Raw genomic sequence first — 17,443 nt, forward strand, 5'->3', positions numbered from 1 at the left:
AGGTTAGGATTGCATCATGCAGGCATACAAGAAGCAAATTGGCGACATCTTCCCGCGAAACAAGCTGTTGGAGATTCCTTTCTATCAACGCGCATACGTATGGGGAAAGACCGAATGGGAGCGCATCCTCGAAGACCTCAAGGGGATGTGCGAGCGTGATGAGGAGTACTTCCTCGGCTCAGTCATCCTCAAAGACACGACGGTCAAGGGCGCCAACGAGGAGGGCTTCGCAGGCAAGTTCGTAGTGGTTGACGGTCAGCAACGACTCACGACGCTCCTCGTGATGATGCGTGTCATCGCCATCCTCAACGATGACATCGACACCTTCGAGAACTTCTTCATCACCAAGAACAAGAAGAAGGACTTCGTCGCTCCGTCGATGCGGCACAACCACAAAGACAGGCCTGCTTTCGAGAGGATACTTGCCCTCACCGAGCTCGAGGACATCGAAGGTGAGACCGGCGTGATCGGTGCATACAACTACTTCAAGGAGAGCATCGACGAGGAGACCGCCGAGCTGATGGATCTGAGCGAGATGACCGAGCTCATGGCCTTCGTCATGATCACCGTGGACGACGGCGAGGACGAGCAGCAGATCTTCGACACCATCAACTCCCTCGGCGTGCGCCTCACCACCGCCGAACTGCTCAAGAACTACTTCTTCAGCAGCGAGGATATCGACCTCTACAAGGCAAACTGGGAGGCCGTGTTCGAGGCCGATGGAGAGACGCGTGCCTACTGGGACCAGGAGATAACGACCGGCCGCTTCAAGAGGTCCCTTATCGACATCTTCTTCGACTCATTGCTCCAGATCCTCGTCGAGGACAGCGAGATAGAGGTCACCGCCGACGACAAGAAGGCATACGAAAAGGTAGAGAAACTATTCCAGTCGTATCGCAACTTCATCGAGATCAGGCACTATCGGAGCAAGCAGTACGTGCTCGATTCCATAAAGCCGTTCGCCACGTGGTTCAAGGCGACCTTCAATCCCGACGCCTGTGACAGCGTCGTGGGCAAGGAGCCCGGAACCGACAGGATCAACGTCGTCATCTTCGGTTTGCAGAATTCGACGCTCATCCCGTACATCCTCTACCTGAGAAGCTGCATGCCAAACGACGAAGAGACATTTAGCAAGATGCTCGGCATCCTCGAATCCTTCATCATGCGACGCATCGTCTGCCGCGAGACGACGAAGAACTACAACAGGTTCTTCAACGGGCTCATCCGGGAAGACATCGACACGCCCGACAAGCTTGTCGGTAAACTGGCCGCGAAGGAAGATGTCACGACCGCCTATCCCGACGACGATGCTTTGAAGGCAAGTTTCCACGAGGAGCACCGCCTTACCTCGTTGCAGGCCAGAGGCATCCTCTACCTGCTCGAGACGGCAATGTGGCCGGAGGGGTCAAGTACCACCATGCTCGGGTTCAAGCCCTACAGCCTTGAGCACCTCATGCCCAAGAAGTGGCGCAACCATTGGGGTCGCCTCGGAAACAAAGAGGCTGAGGAGCAGCGCGACAGGACGCTGCTCACCCTCGGTAACCTTGCCGTGATTCCCCAAAAGCTCAATGGCTCCATCAGCGATTCCGCCTGGAAGTCTAAGAAGGCAGGTACCAAGAGGACCAAGGGCCTAACGCTCTGTGCTGGCGGGTTGCCGTCAATGGTAGAGCCTCTTGCTTCTGACGTGTGGAATGAGGATTTGATCTCTGAACGCGCTGATTTGCTTCTCGGATACGCCACGATAGTCTGGCATGTTGATATTCCCGATGTGCCAGTCGTTGTTGAACCCGACAATAGCGAAACGGTCCTGTATTTCTGCACGGGCAACGAGTCTGACCCATCAGGCTATCTGAGCAGCGGCGGATTTACGATACAGGCCGGGTCGCGTATCTCAAGGCACATAGTGCCTTCGCTTGAAGCCCATCATCCCTGGAGCGCGGAAGACCGTGAAGAGCTCATCGCCAATGGCACGATTGTGGACGGCGTCTTCCAGAAGGACCATGAATTCGAGTCGCCTACGAGGGCAGCAGACGTCATCATCGGGAGACCGACCAATGGCCAGGAGGCCTGGAGCACAAAGGACGGAAAACAGCTCAAGGAGCAATAGCAAAACCCCCAGCTTGTGACACCCCAAGACAATGCCCGTACCGGTAAAGGTGCGGGCATTGTTCGTCTCTGCCCGCCTTACGAGGTACCGTCAAGATTCTTTCGCACTTTACGACAACCCCATAGGCCCGCCTTCCGGTGCGTCTACTCGTCCAGCAGCGTCACGTCCAGGTAGCGGCGGGCGCCCCACTCGCTCTCCGCGACGTACTTCAGCCTCGCGGTCACGAGCATGAGGGCGCTTTTCCCATCGGGGAACGTCCCGACCACGCGAGTTCGCCTGCGGATCTCGCGGTTCAGCCGCTCGATGGCGTTGTCGGTCCTGATCCTCCGCCAGTGCTCGCGGGGGAACCTGGTGTACGCCAGGGTCTCTGCGTAGCCGTCCATGACGACCTTGGCGGCCTCGTTCAGCTTGGCCGTCCGGAGCTCCGAGGCCACCTCGATCGCCTTGGCCTCGGCGGCCTCGCGCGACTCCATGGCGTGGACGGCCTTGAGCATTGCCGCGGCCCCCGGCCGCTTGGACTTGGGCACCCTGGCCAGCACGTTGCGGTAGAAGTGGACCGTGCAGCGCTGGTAGGCGGCCTCCGGGAACACCTCGGCAATCGAGCCGACCATGCCGGCCGCCTTGTCCCCCGTGAACATGCGCACCCCGCGCAGCCCGCGCGACCTGAGCCACGAGAGGAACTCCCGCCAGCACCCGGCCGACTCGGTGAACCCCTCGGCGGCGCCTATGACCTCGCGGTAGCCGTCGTCGTTGACGCCTATGGCCACCATCACCGCCACGTTCTCGTAGGAGCCGCCCCAGCTTCTCTTCAGGTAGATCCCGTCGATGTAGACGTAGGGGTAGGCGCGCTCGAGGGGGCGGTTGCGCCATCGCTCGAACGCCTTCTCGTTCAGGTTCGAGACGGTGGCGGCCGAGACGCTCGAACCGCAGAGAATCTCGCTCACGTCCTCGATGCGCCTGGTGGAGACCCCGGCGAGGCACATCTCGATCATGGCCTCCTCGACGCTGGTCTCCCGCCTGCGGTAGCGCTCGATGATCGCCGTGGTGAAGCGCATGCCCTTGAGCTTGGGCATGCGGATGGTGACCTCTCCTGACGTCGTCGCGAGCTTCCGCTCGTAGTGGCCGGCGCGGTACGCCTCCCTCTCGGCGGTCCGCTCGTAGCGCTCGGCGCCGACCAGGTCTCCGGCCTCCTCCTCGAGGAGGCCGTTCAGGGTGTCCTCGACGGTCCTCCTGACGAGCTCGCCGAGATCGGCCCTCAGGGATTCCTCGTTCAAAGATACAATGGGATCGGGCATGGTCTACCTCCAGCATGTTTCTTGTCTAGGCAACTCGAATCATACCGGGGCGGGCCGTGCCCTCCTCTCTATCTGGACGCTATTCCGCTGTCAAAGTGCGCAAGAAATTGTACGTTACCCCGCTTTTCACGCGCACGTCGGCGTCTGCCACGCGGTCGTACACGACCCCCTTGAACGTATAGAGAGACGGTCCCATGGGGACCCAGGCCCGTATGACGAGCTTGTCATCAACGTCTCGCAGCCGTTCGAACTCAACCAGCGGCGTCGCGTTGAACAGGTTCGGATTGCTCGTGACGTTGGATATGTCCCGCTCGATGGAAAGCGCGGAGGCCTAGGGCACTCCTTCGACCGCACCGTCGTCCCGCACGCCGAGAAGGATGCTGCCTCCCTGCCGGTTGGCGAACGAGCAGATAGTCTCAAACGTGTCTTGGCCCGGCTGAGACCCCGCAACGCTTGAACTCGATACTCATGCCTTCGCCTACTTGGATGTATCTGTCAAGCGCGTCGCTCATAGGTGCTCCGTTCTATTCTGGTCATTTATATTAGTATTGTCCAGAATAGATGTTGCTTAGACGCTCGTCCCGTAGTCGCTCAAAATACGAAAAATGAACCCCTAAATGCTGCCCAATTAACCGTGGCTGCCTACATTAGTATCATGAGCACGACTAATATCCTTTGCATTTTGATGTTTGGCTACCTCCGAATGAAAGCTTTTATTAACTGGGCTATCTGATAGTCAAATCTCCAAATCGGGCAACGTGGGGTCAATCCTTCTTGCGTTGGCATTGGCGAGGGCCTTACCAACAACGGTAAGTCTAAGCGCCGACGGAATGCCGTTCCACCAGTCCTGCACCGTTAATATATTTGGATAGTTTTTGAGCTTCCGTTCGAGTGTGGCCTTCATTTCCTGTTCGTGTCCCGCAATGCTCATCTGATCAAACAATGTATCGAGAACAGAGATTTGTTCAGGATTCAGAGGTGCACTATTTGAAAAACCGTTCCCTTGCTCGGTAATGATGATTTTGTCGATGGCATCGCGGTTGGGAACTCTGAGCCTTACGTAACCATCATGTAACTCATGGTCGAGTAAGACGTCTATAGGAATATTAGCTTCAGAAAGTGAGTGAATGGCCTTTTCAAACTGCTCTGAATCTTTTTCCAAACCCCAGACAATATAACCACAGATAGCTTTGGAATAATAGTCGGCAAGCTTTAATAAACTGCCGAATGGCGAGACTCGCAAAGCATCGTGAATGTCAAGATTGTCAATCCACGCTCCCCCATTTGGAAGTTCATGTATTGGAAGCTTTCCGTATAAACAATCGAGCACGGTAAGCCCCTCATCGACTATTCCTGATGTAGGACCGTACTGGCTAGCCGCAAAATAAACGGTTAATCCATTCAGCTCCTCATCCGTGATTAAGTCAACGATTTCAATGGCTCTATTAATTCCTGCCGCCACATGACGATTGTGCGGCTCCTCAAATCGACGGCCAAGCAATTCAGAAAGCAGCTCTTTATCCTTATATTCGGATGATCTGGTAGCCACACGAGCAGCCCGCTCAAAGGAATCAACACAGGAAGGCTCCGCTAATGCATTGACCAAATCGGGCTTGTGAGCAAACAATCCGATTATCTCCGTTTTGAATTCGCTAATCCTCTGTTCGGCGACAATTCGAGACTCAAGAACACAGTTCGCAAGCGCTTGAGAGCAGCGTTCGTCGACTATCTCCGAAACCCTATTCTCGCTAATTCCGAAGTACTGATTTACGGTATCCGCCTGTACCTGATTTGAATTAGCGCCGGCCTTTTGAATCGCCTTACCGCTCATTTGATACACCGACCTGAGTCTGAACGGCGTTATTGCCCGCCTTCTGTTTCTGGGTTACGGATCTTTTTCCAGCGTTATAGCTGATGGGAATGCTTATCGCCGATGTGACCAAAGCGCTGACGAGCACTCCAATAATCTGCGAACCAACGCCATCGAAAATAACATTCCAATCCATCTTTCTTCCATCCTTCATGACGAGATTCCGCTGATTCGGCAACTAACATCTTAGGTTAAGCTTACCCACGCCAGCCCGAACGTCCGCCCCTCCCCGATCAGCTCCGTCACGTTCTCGTGCACGATGCCGCCGCGGTGCTGGATGGGGTCTTCGCGTGTGATGACGAACTTGGGCCAGTTGTCCCTTATCTGCTCGAGCGGTCGGTACTCGCGGTCCTCGGTCTTCCGGTCGTTCATGATGGTCATCGCCACCTGCACGTAGGCATATTCCATCTCTGGCGAGCGCATGACGAAGTCGCACTCGAGCTTGCCGATGCGCCCCACGCTCACCTCGTATCCCAGGCTCCTCGCGTAGCAGTAGACGATGTTCTCCAGCACCGGCCCGTAGTTGATGCGGTTGTCCGTGTTGAGCGCGAAGTAGAAGCTCAGGTTGGCGAGGTAGTACTTCTGCTCGCCTTTGAGCGACTTGCGCGACTTCATGTCGAAGCGCGCGCACTTGCTGATGATCTTGGCGTCCTCGAGTATCTGGAGGTAGCGGTTGAGCGTCTCGCGCTTGATGCGGACGCCCTGCCGCTCAAGGTCGGAGAGGGTGTTCGTGAGCGAGGTCGTCGCGCCAAAGTTGTTGATGACGTAGTCGCGCACCTGGTTGAAGACCGAGACGTTCTTCACCTTCACGCGGCGGCGAATGTCCCTCTCGAAGATCTCCTTGATGACGGAGCCCACGTAGGAGCGCTTGTCCGCCATCTTGGGGTGGCCGAGCGCCTTGGGAAAGCCGCCCTCGAGGATGTAGCGGTCGAGCTCAGCCACAGGGTTGGGGTCGACCGATTGCCCGAGGAAGCGCTTCATCTCGCGGTACCCCCTGAAGCTGAGCGTCTGCACCTACAAACGAATACCGGCTCCAATCTTTCGACTGGGGCCGGTATAACAAATATGGTATTTATCGGGGTATTTCTAGCAGAGTTGACGATTTATACCCCCATAACTGCCGAATTTTCTATTCCCACTCGATCGTCGCGGGAGGCTTGCTCGTGATGTCATACGCGACACGGTTCACGCCCGGCACCTCCGCCACGATGCGACCGGAAATCCTCGCCAGAACGTCGTACGGCAGCTTCGCCCAGTCCGCGGTCATGGCGTCGCTTGACTCCACGGCGCGCAGGATCACAGGCCGCGCGTAGGTACGCTCGTCGCCCATCACACCAACCGACCGGATGTCCGGCAGCACGCAGAAGTACTGCCAGCAGCTGTGCTCGCTGTTGCGCTCGCCGGTCTCCTCGAACAGACGCTGGTTATACGCGTCGAGCTCCTCGCGCACGATCGCGTCGGCGTCCTTCAGGATGCTGAGCTTCTCGGGATCCACGGCACCGATGATGCGAATCGCCAGGCCCGGGCCCGGGAAGGGCTGACGGTACACGATGTGCTCCGGCAGGCCAAGCGCCAACCCCAGCTCGCGCACCTCGTCCTTGAAGAAGTGGTCCAAGGGCTCGATCAGGTCGAAATGCACGCCCTCAGGGAACGGAATCAGGTTGTGGTGGCTCTTGATGGTCGACGCCTTGCCGCCCGTCTTGCGCGCGCCGCTCTCGATGATGTCAGGATAGATGGTACCCTGTGCCAGGTACTTCACCGGGCGCCCGTCCTCCTCGAGCTGCTTCGCCACGGCAAAGAACTCATTCCAGAACTGCGTGCCGATGATGCGGCGCTTCTGCTCGGGGTCGGTCACGCCGGCCAAGAGCTCAGCATAGCGGTCCTCGGCATGCACATGGATAAAGTCCACGTCGAACTGCTTGGTGAAGACCTCCTCAACCTGCTCGGGCTCGCCCTTACGCAAAAGACCATGGTTCACGAACACGCAGGTCATCTGCTTGCCGATGGCGCGCGCACCGAGCGCCGCCACCACGGAGGAGTCCACGCCGCCGGAAAGCGCCAGGATCACGCGATCCTCGCCCACCTGCTCGCGAATCTCGGCCACCTTCTGCTCGACCAGATTGTCCATGGTCCAGTCCTCAACCAAACCGCAGACACCGAACAGGAAGTTCTTGAGAATCCGCTGGCCATGCTCCGTATGGCGCACCTCGGGGTGGAACTGCGTGGAATAGAGCTTCCTCTCGGGGCACTCCATCGCCGCCACGGGGCACACATCGGTCCTGCCCGTCACGACGAAACCCTCCGGAACGCGGCTCACTGCGTCGCGATGGCTCATCCACACGGTCTGCTCCATGGGCGTGCCTTTGAAGAGCGCAGAATCGTTATCGCAGGCAAGCGTCGCCGGCCCGTATTCGCCCACCTCTGAATGAGCGACCTCGCCGCCGAGCGTCACCGCCATGATCTGGTGGCCATAGCAGAAGCCCAGCACCGGAACACCCAGCTCAAAGATACCAGCATCGATGGAAGGGGCGTCTTCAGCATACACGCTTGCGGGGCCGCCGGAAAGGATGATGGCCGAGGGTGCCATTTGGGCAACCTCCGCCGCGGAGATGTCGCACGGCACGATTTCCGAATACACATGCAGGTCGCGCACGCGTCGAGCGATGAGCTGCCCGTACTGCGCACCGAAATCGAACACCAACACCTTCTGATTGGATTGGTCGAACCCGTTCTGAGCCACAGGCTGTCCTTTCTCGCAGAGGTCGGGCACCCGCCCGTACGCGCCATCATGCGCGCCTTTCGCATACCCATCCATCATACACGTTGCCTGAGCCGCCCCAAGGCGGCATACGACCGTTCCAGAAAAGGCCCCTACGCTCGCCGCGATTCCGCCAGCATCCGCTCGTACTTCTTGAGCGAGGTATTGGCCACAAGCTCCTCCGGGAACCCCGTGTCTTCAAGAGCGGCCAGCGCCTCCCCAAACTGCCCCACACCGCTCGTGTGGTGCGCATCGGTGCCCACGACCACGGGAGTCTCGTACCGCATGCAGAGGCGAAGAATCTCACGGATGTTCTCCGCCGTGTTCAGGCGATACGGAACGGTGCGCACCGAGGAGTTATTGACCTCGATGAGCACATGGTTCTCTTTGGCCGCCCGCACGAACCGCTCGAAATCAATGGGAATGAACCCGTCGTCCGGGTGCCCGATGATGTTCACGTACGGGTTCTCCATGGCGCGCAGGTACGCACGGGTATTCTCCTCGCAGGTACCCGCCTTGGTGCACATCGTATGGAAGCTCGCGATCACCACGTGCTGGCGAGCCAGGATGTCTTCGGGCATATCGACGCGGCCGTCGAAATCCATGATGTTGAGCTCCACGCCGTAGAACATGCGCACGCCCGAGAGCTCGCGCGGCAACTTGCCGTACCCCATGAAATGAAGCATGGGCGTCCAGTTGATGAGCTCAGGCGCGTGATCGGTGATGGCCAAGCCTTCGAGCCCCGCGCGCGCGGCGGCAGCGGCCATCTCGTCCACGGTAGAAAAGCCGTCGGGGCTTGCAAGCGTATGGGTATGGGAATCGACAACGAGCTGCATGGAAACTCCTTTACTAAACGATGGCGGCGCACCATGAAGCGCGGCCAAGCGAAGCGCTCGGACCGAGGCTGCCGCACAGGCACCCGGAACGCGGCGCCCGCACTACCCGAGCAGCATGTCGCCGAGCACCTCGCCACCATCATACGTCACCGCGCAGGCACGAACGATGCGGCGATCCCGCACATCGTACACGTTGTATCCGCTCAGTCGCCGGAAGCGCACCGCGCGCACGGGCTCCCCGCCCGCCGGGTGTACGTCGCACGGATCTGCCTGAAACGAGGTGGCATCGGCGGTATGGTACTCCACCCCCTCGTAGACACGGTGTGCCTGATGGTGCGTGTGCCCGTTGAGCACCGCGACACCCGGGCGCCTGAGCAGCTCGAGGAGCTCCACCGCACCGGGCAATGCCGGCATATCGGACTGGCTCGGGTCCATATGATGGTGCGTGCAAACGAGGGACATCTGCCCCCGCGACGCCGCCATCTCGAGCTCCCCGCGAAGCCACGCCAGGCGCTCAGCATCAACATAGCCGTCCGCATGCCCCGGCTCGCTCGTATCGAACGAGATGAGACGCACGCCCGCAACTTCTTGTGCATAGAGCAGCGGCTCGCCACCCAAACCGGGAAGCGCCCCGGGCCACCCCGCGCGCAGCGCCGCGCGGTCGTCGTGGTTGCCCGGCGTCACGATGCAAGGCACCACGGCACCCAAGACCTCTCGGCATGCGCGCTGAACGGCCTCGCCCACCGCACGGTACGCTGCCTCGCCCCCGCGCTCCACGAAGTCGCCCGTCAGCACGATGGCGCCAACGCGCTCACCCGCGTTATCCGCGGCCAGGCCCTCGCGCAGGCACACCTCGAATGCGGAAAGCACGTCGCCCAAGCGGTCAACCATAGCGGGATAGAACTCCGCCGCGGGCAACGAGAGCGGGCGGTCGCCCACCTCGGCAACCGCCCCATGCGCGTTATCCCCGCAGCCGTCCGCCCCCCTGCGAGCACCCTTCGACCCAAGCGAATAATGAATGTCCGACAGATGCAAAACGCGCATGAACCACCTCGCTATACCCTAGAAAAACGCTGATGTATCCACCAGAGCCGGACGCAATTGCAATTTTTGGGCACTTGCCCGCGCGAACCTCGGGTAGAACCGCAACAACCCAGAGGTCGCCGACCCCCTGAGCTGCGCTTTCTTCTGCTGGTAACCTTCTTATGCTTGCCCGTGGCGCCCGAAAGTGCCCAAAAGTTGCAAACGCGAACGTGAGGGCACCGCCGGGACCAAGTATCAACGGTTCTCTAGCGCAAGCGCTTGCGGATGGCTCCGCCCAAAAGGTCGATCGCGAACACGGCCACCACCACGCCGATGAGGATGATGCTCACCGTTGCCCAGTTGCGCGCCTGAATGGCAAAGATGAGGGGCGCGCCGATGCCGCCGGCGCCTACCAGGCCAAGCGTGGACGCAGAACGGACCGCGATCTCAAAGTGGTTGAGCGAAAGCGACGAGAAGATGGGCATGAGCTGCGGCAGGCGCGCGTAGAAAAGCGACTGCCAGAAGTTGCCGCCCACCGCGCGCACGGCCTCAACGGGCGCCTCGTCCATAGCCTCGATCTGCTCGGTAAAGAGCTTGCCGAGCATGCCGATCTGATGCACGCCGATGGCAAGCGCGCCGGCAAACGGGCCGGGCCCCACCACGCGCACGAAGATGATGGCATACACAAGCTCGGGGAACGCGCGCAGCACATTGCACACGAACTTGCCCACACGCGGCACCACGGGGTTGTGCCAAAGGGTGCGCGAGCTCACGAGCGCAAAGGGGATGGCGAGCACCGTCGCGATCGCCGTGCCCAGAAACGCGATGCCTATGGTGAGCAAAAGAAGGCTGATCAGGTCCTCGCCGGAGCCGTCGTAGACGTACCCCCAATCAGGGCTGAGCAGCCCGCGCAGCGCCTCGAGTGCGAGCGAGGGGTTGAAGGTCGCGAGCCCGGAATAGTCGAGCCCGATTGCAGACCATGCCACCACGGCCACCACCACGACCGAGATCGCGATGGTACGCGCGCGCTCGGATGCAAACAGCCCGCGGCGCGCGGGCGCAGTCGTCTCACTCATGCGAGCCTCCTTCTCACCGCTTCGCTCAGAAAGTCAACCACGGCCACCACGACGAAGATCATGAGAATGATCACCGACACACGGTCGTAGCGCAGCAGTCCGAGCGACGAGTTCAAGATAACGCCGATACCGCCGGCGCCCACATAACCCAGCACCGTCGAAGCGCGCACGTTAATCTCGAACGCGTAGAACAGATAGCTCGCGAGCTGGCTCATGACCTGGGGAGCAATCGACCAGAACGCAATCTGCACGCGCGTGGCGCCCACGGCTTCCGCAGCCTCGATGGGGCCCTCGTCCACTGTCTCGATGGTCTCGAAGATGAGCTGCGAGACCACGCCGAGCGTGAAGACGGCGATGGTAATCACACCGGAGAACTCGCCGATTCCCACGATCGCCACGGTGAGCGCGGCAAGCAACAGGTTGGGAATGGTGCGAACGACATCGAGAATGAAGCGGAAGATGGCCGTGACCACCTGGTTGCGCGTCACCACGGTCGTGGCGAGAAACGCCAGCGGCACCGCGACCGCAAAGCCGATCACCGTGCCCAGGACAGACATCTTGATGGTGCGGATCATCGGGTCGATGAGCGTGGGGATGTAGGAGAAGTCCGGCTGCATGAAGCGCTCGAGGAATGCGGTGACCTGCGGACCGCCCTGGATGACCTCAGCAAAGTCTGCATCGGTCACCGTTGCGCTCGCGACAACGCACGCGACGAGTACCAGCACCACGAACAGGTTCTTGTACCAGTCGAAATGTACGGTCTCGGAGATCTTCATCAGGCGGCCGCCCCCTTCGCCTCGCGCTCGGCAGCGTCCTTGTCGTAAATCTCGGCGAGGCGCTCCTCGGTGAGCTCGTCGGGCGTGCCGTCGAACACGAGGCGCCCGGCACGCAGCGCGATGATGCGGGTAGAGAACTGGCGGGCGAGCTCGACCGAGTGGATGTTCACCACGACGGTCTTGCCCTCCTCCTTGTTGATGCGCTCCAGGTCCTTAAGAACGGTCTGCGTAGTTACCGGGTCGAGCGAGGCCACCGGCTCGTCGGCGAGGATGATGTCGGCTCGTTGCACGAGCGCGCGGGCGATGGAAACGCGCTGCTGCTGGCCGCCGGAGAGCTCATCCGAGCGCGAGTGCAGCTTGTCGAGGAGGCCAACGGTAGCGAGCGCCTTCTCGGTGTTTTTGTAGTCCTCTTCGGTAAAGAGCCCGAAGATGCTCTTGAAAGTGGAGTAGTAGCCCAAGCGTCCGGAGAGCACGTTCTTCTGCACCGTCGAGCGCTTCACCAAGTTGAAGCTCTGCGAAATCATGCCGATCCGACGGCGAATGCGCCGGAGCTCGCGCTTGTCGGCGCGCGTGATGGAGGTGCCGTCGACGACGACCTCGCCCTCCGTCACGTCATTCAGGCGGTTGATGGAGCGCAGAAGCGTCGACTTGCCCGCACCGGAAAGGCCGATGATGGAGACGAACTCACCGTCGCCGATCGTCAGCTGGATATGGTCCAGGCCGCGCGTACCGTTGCCGTACACCTTGGACACGTCTTTGAATTCGATCATAGTTCCCCTCTTCATGGCATGGAATGCGCGCAAGCACGCGGGTCGGCGCGCGTTACAACCGCTGGGCCGCTCCGCATCGACTCATGGAGGCGATCCGGCCGGGCCCGTCAACGCAGAGCGTGCCCGCAACCGATAGAAAAGCGCCCGGCTGGGAGCGAACTCCCGGCCGGGCACGCCTTGCAAACCGGAAGCGCGGGCGCGGCTGCGCTACGCGGAGGCCTTCTCCGTGTACTCCTCGATGGTGTCGTAGGCAGACTCGTCGACCTCGGTGTAGCCCAGGTGGCTCCACATGGACATGGCCTCGGCGCCCTCCTCGTCATTCGCCATATTGAGGAAGGTCTCCTTGATCTTATCCTTCATGTCCTGGTCCATATCGGGCTGGACGGCGATGGCGTCGTTGGGGATATCGCCCTCGGTGAGGTAGAGCACGCGGAGGTCGGCGAACAGGTCGTTATCGGGGAAGCTGTTCGCGAAGACGTTGCGCGCGCCCTCGAACACGAAGCAGGCGTCCTGCTGGCCGTTGAGCACGGCGGTGATCTCGGACGGGATGTCGTTCACCGTGGTGAGCGTGCACTCGGTCACAGGATCGACGCCGGCGTCCTTGAGCTCGGCCACGGGGTAGATGTAGCCGGACGCGGAGTTCGCGGAGAGCGTGGCGATCTTCTTGCCCTTGAGGTCGGTGAGCTCCTGCATGTCGCTATCAGAGCGCACGAGGATCTCGCCCTTGAAGGTGCCGGTGAGCTCGCCCTCGATGGGAAGGCCGGTCTCGCGGTCATAGGCACCGAGCTCGGAGGTGAGCAGGGCTTCCGCGCAGCCCTGGTTGCGCGCCATGACGTAGGCGGCCGGCGGCATGATGCCGAGCTGCACCTGGCCGGAGGCCATGGCCTCGACGATGGTGGTGTAGTCGGTCGCAAGGGTCACGTTGGTCTCGACGCCGAGCTTTTCGGTAAGGTAATCGGCGAAGGGTTTGGCCTTTGCCTCAAGGCTGCCGTCGTTGTTGGTAGGCACGAACTGGACCTCGAGCGAGGTAATCTCGGCCGCAGCGCTGCTGCCGCCGTCGCCGTTGCCGCCGCAGCCAGAGAGCGCGGCAACGGAACCGAGCGCAAGGGCGCCGGTGAGAACGCTGCGACGGCTCACGGCGGTGTTGAGCATTTCGAACTTGGACATGATTCCTGCCTTCCATAACACCAGGACTTCATAAGACACGATACTCACGATACCATCACCCGAGCGCCCGCAGAGCGCAGAATGCCGACCCCTGACCGAAGGATTACATCCGTTTGCCGAATAATTCGCCTAGCTGCCTTCAATGGGAACTATGGGGGGTTTCCGTGCGGGGCGCGAGAAACGGGTACGCTTGTAGGAAAACGGCCACAGGAAAGCAGGTTCGAGCCAATGAAACGAATCCTTCTCATCGCCACCGGAGGCACCATCGCCTCCGCCGAAGACGGACACGGCCTCTCCCCCGCCCTCACCGGTGCCGAGCTCGCCGCATGCGTGCCCGAGGTCGAGGGCCTGTGCGAGCTCGAAATTTTGCAGCTCATGAATATCGACAGCACCAACATGCGCCCCGCGGACTGGCTCCGCATCGCGGGCGCCATCGAAGAGCGCTACGCCGCATTCGACGGATTCCTCATCCTACACGGGACCGACACCATGGCCTATACCGCCGCTGCGCTCTCGTACCTCATCCAAGGAAGCGCGAAACCCATCGTGCTCACCGGCTCGCAGCGCCCCATGACGAGCTCGTTTACCGATGCGAAGCTCAACCTCTACCAGAGCTTGCTCTATGCGCTCGACGACGCGTCGTGCGACGTAACGATCGTGTTCGGCGGCATCGCCATTGCCGGAACGCGCGCCCGTAAGCAGCGAACCATGAGCTCGAATGCCTTTACCAGCGTGAACTTCCCACCGCTCGCCTACATCCGCAACGACCGCATCGTACGCGCAGGCGCGGCTGGGGCAACCCCCGGGGTAGATGCGGCCCTGGCCGAGGCTCCGCTTCCCCCGGTCTTCCGCACGCTCGACGACCGCGTCGCCGTGCTCAAGCTCACTCCGGGCCTGAGCCCGCACCTCTTCCGAGCGCTTAAGGCCGATTACGATGCCCTTATCCTCGAGATCTATGGGCTTGGCGGCATACCGGACTACGGAACCAGCGGCCCCTCGTTCAAGGAGGCTATCTTCGACTGGGTAGACTCCGGGCGGAGCGTCGTGCTCACGACACAGGTGCCGGAAGAGGGGCTCGACCTCGGCGTGTACGAAGTGGGACGCGCCTATGCGGAGCATCCAGGCATTCTGCGCGGCGGCGACATGTCGACCGAGGCGATCGTTGCCAAGATGATGTGGGCGCTCGGCCAGACCCGCGACCCACTCGACATCGAGCAGCTCTTTTACCATCCCATCAACCACGATCGGCAGATGTAGCGCAAGCCCCTGGTGCACGCCTTCATACTTGGGCGCCGCCGTGCCGCCGCGTGGGATGCCGGGGCGTCGGTGCGCCGAAAGACTGGGCGCCCAAGCTCTACTGCGGCGGAAGCCGTTCACCAACCAGACGCCGCGCGCGTCTTCGGGCGGCTTCTGGACATCTCGCGCGTCTTCGGGCGAGGCTCGGACACGCATCTCGCTCACGGACGGTTTCTGGACACCGCCACATTCTCGGGTGAGGTTCGGACACCCATCTCGTTCTCGGGCGGTTTCTGGACATCTCGCGCGTCTTCGGGCGAGATTCGTTCATTCTTAGCCTCGAAAATGGCGAAATATCGCCCGAGAACGTTGGCGGTGTCCGAATGTTGCCCGAAAACGAAAGAAAACGAAATGGCCACGCCGCTACATCAAGGAGCGGCGAGGATGGGCGGTGCGCCGGCTTCAATCCCTCGGTTCCGCCAACAACAGTTCTGGTGCCACATCCAGGCTATCCGCGAGGCGTTGCAATTCTTTTAGCGTGATATTCGCCGTGCCGCTCTCGATCTGATTGAGATACGGCCGGCTTATGCCTGCCATCAGGCAGAAAGCGGTTTTACCAAGCCCCTGCTCCTCGCGCAGGCGGCTCACGTTACTACCAACGATCTGTCCCAAAGGTTCGCTCATATCGCAGAGTGTGCAGAATCGTCCGGCAGGTAACGTAAACTATAGTTTACGTTTCACAAGGCTCGCTAGTTATGAAGAGGAGGGTCGTTGCCACAAGATGCAGAGCGCTCGGCACGAGAACATGCGAAGCGAAAGCCGCCGAGAGCCCGCAATCTCGCGCGACGTAGGCCTCGCTTTGCGCAGCGCGAGCCGCGCTTCCCGCGGGACAGGCCACGCCCTTCGCGCCGCAGGCCCTGACCCCCGCAGCGCGAGCCGCGCCCCCTGCAGTTCGAGCCGAGCCTCACACGACAAGGACCCAGCCTCGCACATACTCGACCTCAAGAATGCCGCGTCTACCGCGAACGGCACGCACCATCTGCTCGTACTCGACATCGATGACCCGGCATCCGGCGGACCCCTTCTTACCGTCCCCGAGGCCCAGGCGTTATCGGACCTCCTCCGCATGGCGAAGGCGACGCGCGAGAAGCCCCGCGCGCTCGCCGCGCCCCACATACTGCTAGCAGCGGCAAGCTCTTACTCCGCGCATGAGGTGGTGCGGGCCTTTTCGCAAGCGGATCTTCCCTCCCCGCGCGTCATACTGCTCGACGCCTACGAAAACCCCGCCGTGCTCGCGCAAGCCGACGCCACAACAAAGCTGGCGCAGGCTTCACTCGCAAGCGGCAGCCGGTTGCAAGACGCTATCGTGATAGCCGCCACCCCATACGACCTGCCCCTTCTCTCTGAGGCAGGCACCGCTTATGCGCTGGAAGGAGCGGGAAGCGCCTGCCGCGCCGCAGCAGACTTCACCTTTCCCGCACGCCGGAAGGGAGGGCTCGCCCAAGCGCTCGCCCACCTCTGTCGCAACCTTTTTTCAAATGAAAGCGATTACGGCGGCATCGTTCCCTTCCGTCCGTTAGATGCCGCCGAGCGCCGCACGTAACTCTTTTCCAGCATGACGGGCGCCGAGCTGCGTTGCTACGAAGGCCCGGTCTTGGACGGCGCGGCGCCAACCCCTCCCGAAAACCCGATTTTCCCGTCGCACATTAGGCAACGGGAAATCCGCCCGCATCTCCACCTGCGGTTTCATCAGTTTTCATGACCTCAGCCGCCCAGGCAAGGGATGCGGCGATCCATAGCGAATGCCAATCCCACACGTCATCTCAGCCGCCCAGACGAAGGCGCGATCGGGCCGAATCCGAGAAACCCCATGCACCTGCCCCGGGGTCTCCAGGTCAGTGTTACCCCAGGGAACCGCTGCTGACACCTTCGGGGGCGAACGTGATTGCAACTTTTGGGCACTTCGCCGCGAGGGGCCCGGGTATCCGAGCCACGGCTGGGAGGATACCGGCCGCCTGAGCTGCTCCTTTCCTTCCGCCCTGCTCGCCTATATTCGCCGTGCACACGGGGAAGTGCCCAAAAACTGAAATATCAACGGTTCGGATGCCTCCGGCGTCCGACAAGCAGCGTTTTTCTAGAGGGCGAGGCTGAATCCCCGCTCAAAGAACGCCGCAGCGAGCAGGTAGATGTTGCAGACGTTCAGCAGCCCCGTCATGACGAGCCCGCTGCGAATCGAGCGACGATAGGTGAGCTCCGTCGCAACTCGGGAGTCGCGGATCGAGACGCCCGCCTGACGGCGCGCGGTAAGAATCATGCCAACCCCCAGAAGCAGGCAGATTCCCGGAGCGAGAAAGAGCTCGTACCGGCTAGCGTAGCGCGTGGGCTCGCCACCCGCGCCGAACGCCATTGCCACCGAATCCGGAAGCTGCGGAATCACGAAGAAGGCCTCTATGAGCGGAAGCACCGCGAGCAGGATGAGGACGATGGTGAGGTAGCCGTTCGTGCGACCGAAGCGAAACATGTATTACC

General features: G+C 60.9%; 17 protein-coding genes. 3 read left to right on the plus strand and 14 right to left on the minus strand.

Translation table 11 applies throughout. The features are described 5' to 3' along the window. The first annotated feature begins 16 nt into the window (after positions 1-16). Complete coding sequence (locus GJE22_RS08375) at positions 17-2,107, plus strand: DUF4357 domain-containing protein (protein WP_144688758.1); 2,091 nt, start codon at positions 17-19, stop codon at positions 2,105-2,107. A gap of 143 nt (positions 2,108-2,250) precedes the next feature. On the opposite strand, the gene GJE22_RS08380 is transcribed toward GJE22_RS08375, so the two are convergent. The 12 genes from GJE22_RS08380 to GJE22_RS08430 form a co-directional block, all read right to left on the minus strand. Then, positions 2,251-3,402 (minus strand): IS256 family transposase, encoded by a 1,152-nt coding sequence (locus GJE22_RS08380; RefSeq protein WP_144688759.1) that lies wholly within the window; start codon positions 3,400-3,402, stop codon positions 2,251-2,253. 331 nt (positions 3,403-3,733) lie between these two features. Beyond that, the gene (locus GJE22_RS10320; protein WP_407923531.1) at positions 3,734-3,814 is read right to left on the minus strand and encodes an AlbA family DNA-binding domain-containing protein; all 81 of its coding nucleotides are present in this window, start codon (positions 3,812-3,814) and stop codon (positions 3,734-3,736) included. A 324-nt stretch (positions 3,815-4,138) separates the two neighbouring features. Further along, on the minus strand, positions 4,139-5,233 hold the full coding sequence (locus tag GJE22_RS08390; RefSeq protein ID WP_144688760.1) for a hypothetical protein: 1,095 nt from the start codon (positions 5,231-5,233) through the stop codon (positions 4,139-4,141). Continuing rightward, a complete protein-coding gene (locus tag GJE22_RS09930) occupies positions 5,223-5,408 on the minus strand; it encodes a hypothetical protein (protein ID WP_144688761.1) in 186 nt (61 codons plus the stop codon). Before GJE22_RS09930 ends, GJE22_RS08390 begins: the two co-directional genes overlap by 11 nt. Positions 5,409-5,458: 50 nt before the next feature. Beyond that, complete coding sequence (locus GJE22_RS08395) at positions 5,459-6,253, minus strand: ATP-binding protein (RefSeq protein ID WP_235895864.1); 795 nt, start codon at positions 6,251-6,253, stop codon at positions 5,459-5,461. Positions 6,254-6,401: 148 nt separating this feature from the next. Next, positions 6,402-8,012, minus strand: a complete 1,611-nt coding sequence (guaA, locus tag GJE22_RS08400; protein ID WP_235895865.1) for a glutamine-hydrolyzing GMP synthase — start codon at positions 8,010-8,012, stop codon at positions 6,402-6,404. Between the two features lie 131 nt (positions 8,013-8,143). Beyond that, positions 8,144-8,866, minus strand: a complete 723-nt coding sequence (locus GJE22_RS08405) for a phosphatase (RefSeq protein WP_144688762.1) — start codon at positions 8,864-8,866, stop codon at positions 8,144-8,146. 102 nt (positions 8,867-8,968) lie between these two features. Continuing rightward, entirely contained in the window at positions 8,969-9,910 is a 942-nt protein-coding gene (locus GJE22_RS08410; RefSeq protein ID WP_144688763.1) for a metallophosphoesterase family protein, read from the minus strand. Between the two features lie 245 nt (positions 9,911-10,155). Next, positions 10,156-10,965 carry a phosphonate ABC transporter, permease protein PhnE gene (gene phnE / locus GJE22_RS08415; RefSeq protein WP_019128965.1) on the minus strand — a complete coding sequence of 270 codons (810 nt, stop codon included), beginning with the start codon at positions 10,963-10,965 and terminating at the stop codon, positions 10,156-10,158. After that, positions 10,962-11,741 (minus strand): phosphonate ABC transporter, permease protein PhnE, encoded by a 780-nt coding sequence (gene phnE, locus GJE22_RS08420; protein ID WP_019128964.1) that lies wholly within the window; start codon positions 11,739-11,741, stop codon positions 10,962-10,964. Before phnE (GJE22_RS08420) ends, phnE (GJE22_RS08415) begins: the two co-directional genes overlap by 4 nt. Next, a complete protein-coding gene (gene phnC / locus GJE22_RS08425; protein ID WP_019128963.1) occupies positions 11,741-12,511 on the minus strand; it encodes a phosphonate ABC transporter ATP-binding protein in 771 nt (256 codons plus the stop codon). The genes phnE (GJE22_RS08420) and phnC overlap by 1 nt, the downstream gene beginning before the upstream one ends. A gap of 207 nt (positions 12,512-12,718) precedes the next feature. Continuing rightward, entirely contained in the window at positions 12,719-13,678 is a 960-nt protein-coding gene (locus GJE22_RS08430; RefSeq protein WP_019128962.1) for a phosphate/phosphite/phosphonate ABC transporter substrate-binding protein, read from the minus strand. 228 nt (positions 13,679-13,906) lie between these two features. On the opposite strand from GJE22_RS08430, the gene GJE22_RS08435 reads away from it, so the two are divergent. Further along, entirely contained in the window at positions 13,907-14,935 is a 1,029-nt protein-coding gene (locus GJE22_RS08435) for an asparaginase (RefSeq protein ID WP_144688764.1), read from the plus strand. A gap of 441 nt (positions 14,936-15,376) precedes the next feature. Here the strand turns inward: GJE22_RS08435 and GJE22_RS08440 are convergent, their stop codons facing one another. After that, positions 15,377-15,586 (minus strand): helix-turn-helix domain-containing protein, encoded by a 210-nt coding sequence (locus tag GJE22_RS08440; protein WP_235895866.1) that lies wholly within the window; start codon positions 15,584-15,586, stop codon positions 15,377-15,379. A 109-nt stretch (positions 15,587-15,695) separates the two neighbouring features. On the opposite strand from GJE22_RS08440, the gene GJE22_RS08445 reads away from it, so the two are divergent. Continuing rightward, positions 15,696-16,517: a hypothetical protein gene (locus GJE22_RS08445; protein WP_144688766.1), complete on the plus strand. Its 822-nt coding sequence runs from the start codon at positions 15,696-15,698 to the stop codon at positions 16,515-16,517. Positions 16,518-17,048: 531 nt separating this feature from the next. On the opposite strand, the gene GJE22_RS08450 is transcribed toward GJE22_RS08445, so the two are convergent. After that, positions 17,049-17,435, minus strand: coding sequence for a DUF1648 domain-containing protein (locus GJE22_RS08450; protein ID WP_144688767.1), 387 nt, complete (start codon positions 17,433-17,435; stop codon positions 17,049-17,051). Positions 17,436-17,443 lie beyond the last annotated feature (8 nt).

It is taken from the genome of Enorma shizhengliae (assembly GCF_009676995.1).
In the GTDB taxonomy this organism is placed as follows: Bacteria; Actinomycetota; Coriobacteriia; order Coriobacteriales; family Coriobacteriaceae; genus Enorma; species Enorma massiliensis.

Bases quoted from the DNA above. Each gene is read 5' to 3' on its own strand.
- GJE22_RS08375 (WP_144688758.1), top strand. From the start codon at position 17: ATGCAGGCATACAAGAAGCAAATTGGCGACATCTTCCCGCGAAACAAG.
- GJE22_RS08380 (WP_144688759.1), bottom strand. From the start codon at position 3,402: ATGCCCGATCCCATTGTATCTTTGAACGAGGAATCCCTGAGGGCCGAT.
- GJE22_RS08390 (WP_144688760.1), bottom strand. From the start codon at position 5,233: ATGAGCGGTAAGGCGATTCAAAAGGCCGGCGCTAATTCAAATCAGGTA.
- GJE22_RS09930 (WP_144688761.1), bottom strand. From the start codon at position 5,408: ATGGATTGGAATGTTATTTTCGATGGCGTTGGTTCGCAGATTATTGGA.
- GJE22_RS08395 (WP_235895864.1), bottom strand. From the start codon at position 6,253: ATGAAGCGCTTCCTCGGGCAATCGGTCGACCCCAACCCTGTGGCTGAG.
- GJE22_RS08405 (WP_144688762.1), bottom strand. From the start codon at position 8,866: ATGCAGCTCGTTGTCGATTCCCATACCCATACGCTTGCAAGCCCCGAC.
- GJE22_RS08410 (WP_144688763.1), bottom strand. From the start codon at position 9,910: ATGCGCGTTTTGCATCTGTCGGACATTCATTATTCGCTTGGGTCGAAG.
- phnE (WP_019128965.1), bottom strand. From the start codon at position 10,965: ATGAGTGAGACGACTGCGCCCGCGCGCCGCGGGCTGTTTGCATCCGAG.
- phnE (WP_019128964.1), bottom strand. From the start codon at position 11,741: ATGAAGATCTCCGAGACCGTACATTTCGACTGGTACAAGAACCTGTTC.
- phnC (WP_019128963.1), bottom strand. From the start codon at position 12,511: ATGATCGAATTCAAAGACGTGTCCAAGGTGTACGGCAACGGTACGCGC.
- GJE22_RS08430 (WP_019128962.1), bottom strand. From the start codon at position 13,678: ATGTCCAAGTTCGAAATGCTCAACACCGCCGTGAGCCGTCGCAGCGTT.
- GJE22_RS08435 (WP_144688764.1), top strand. From the start codon at position 13,907: ATGAAACGAATCCTTCTCATCGCCACCGGAGGCACCATCGCCTCCGCC.
- GJE22_RS08445 (WP_144688766.1), top strand. From the start codon at position 15,696: ATGCAGAGCGCTCGGCACGAGAACATGCGAAGCGAAAGCCGCCGAGAG.
- GJE22_RS08450 (WP_144688767.1), bottom strand. From the start codon at position 17,435: ATGTTTCGCTTCGGTCGCACGAACGGCTACCTCACCATCGTCCTCATC.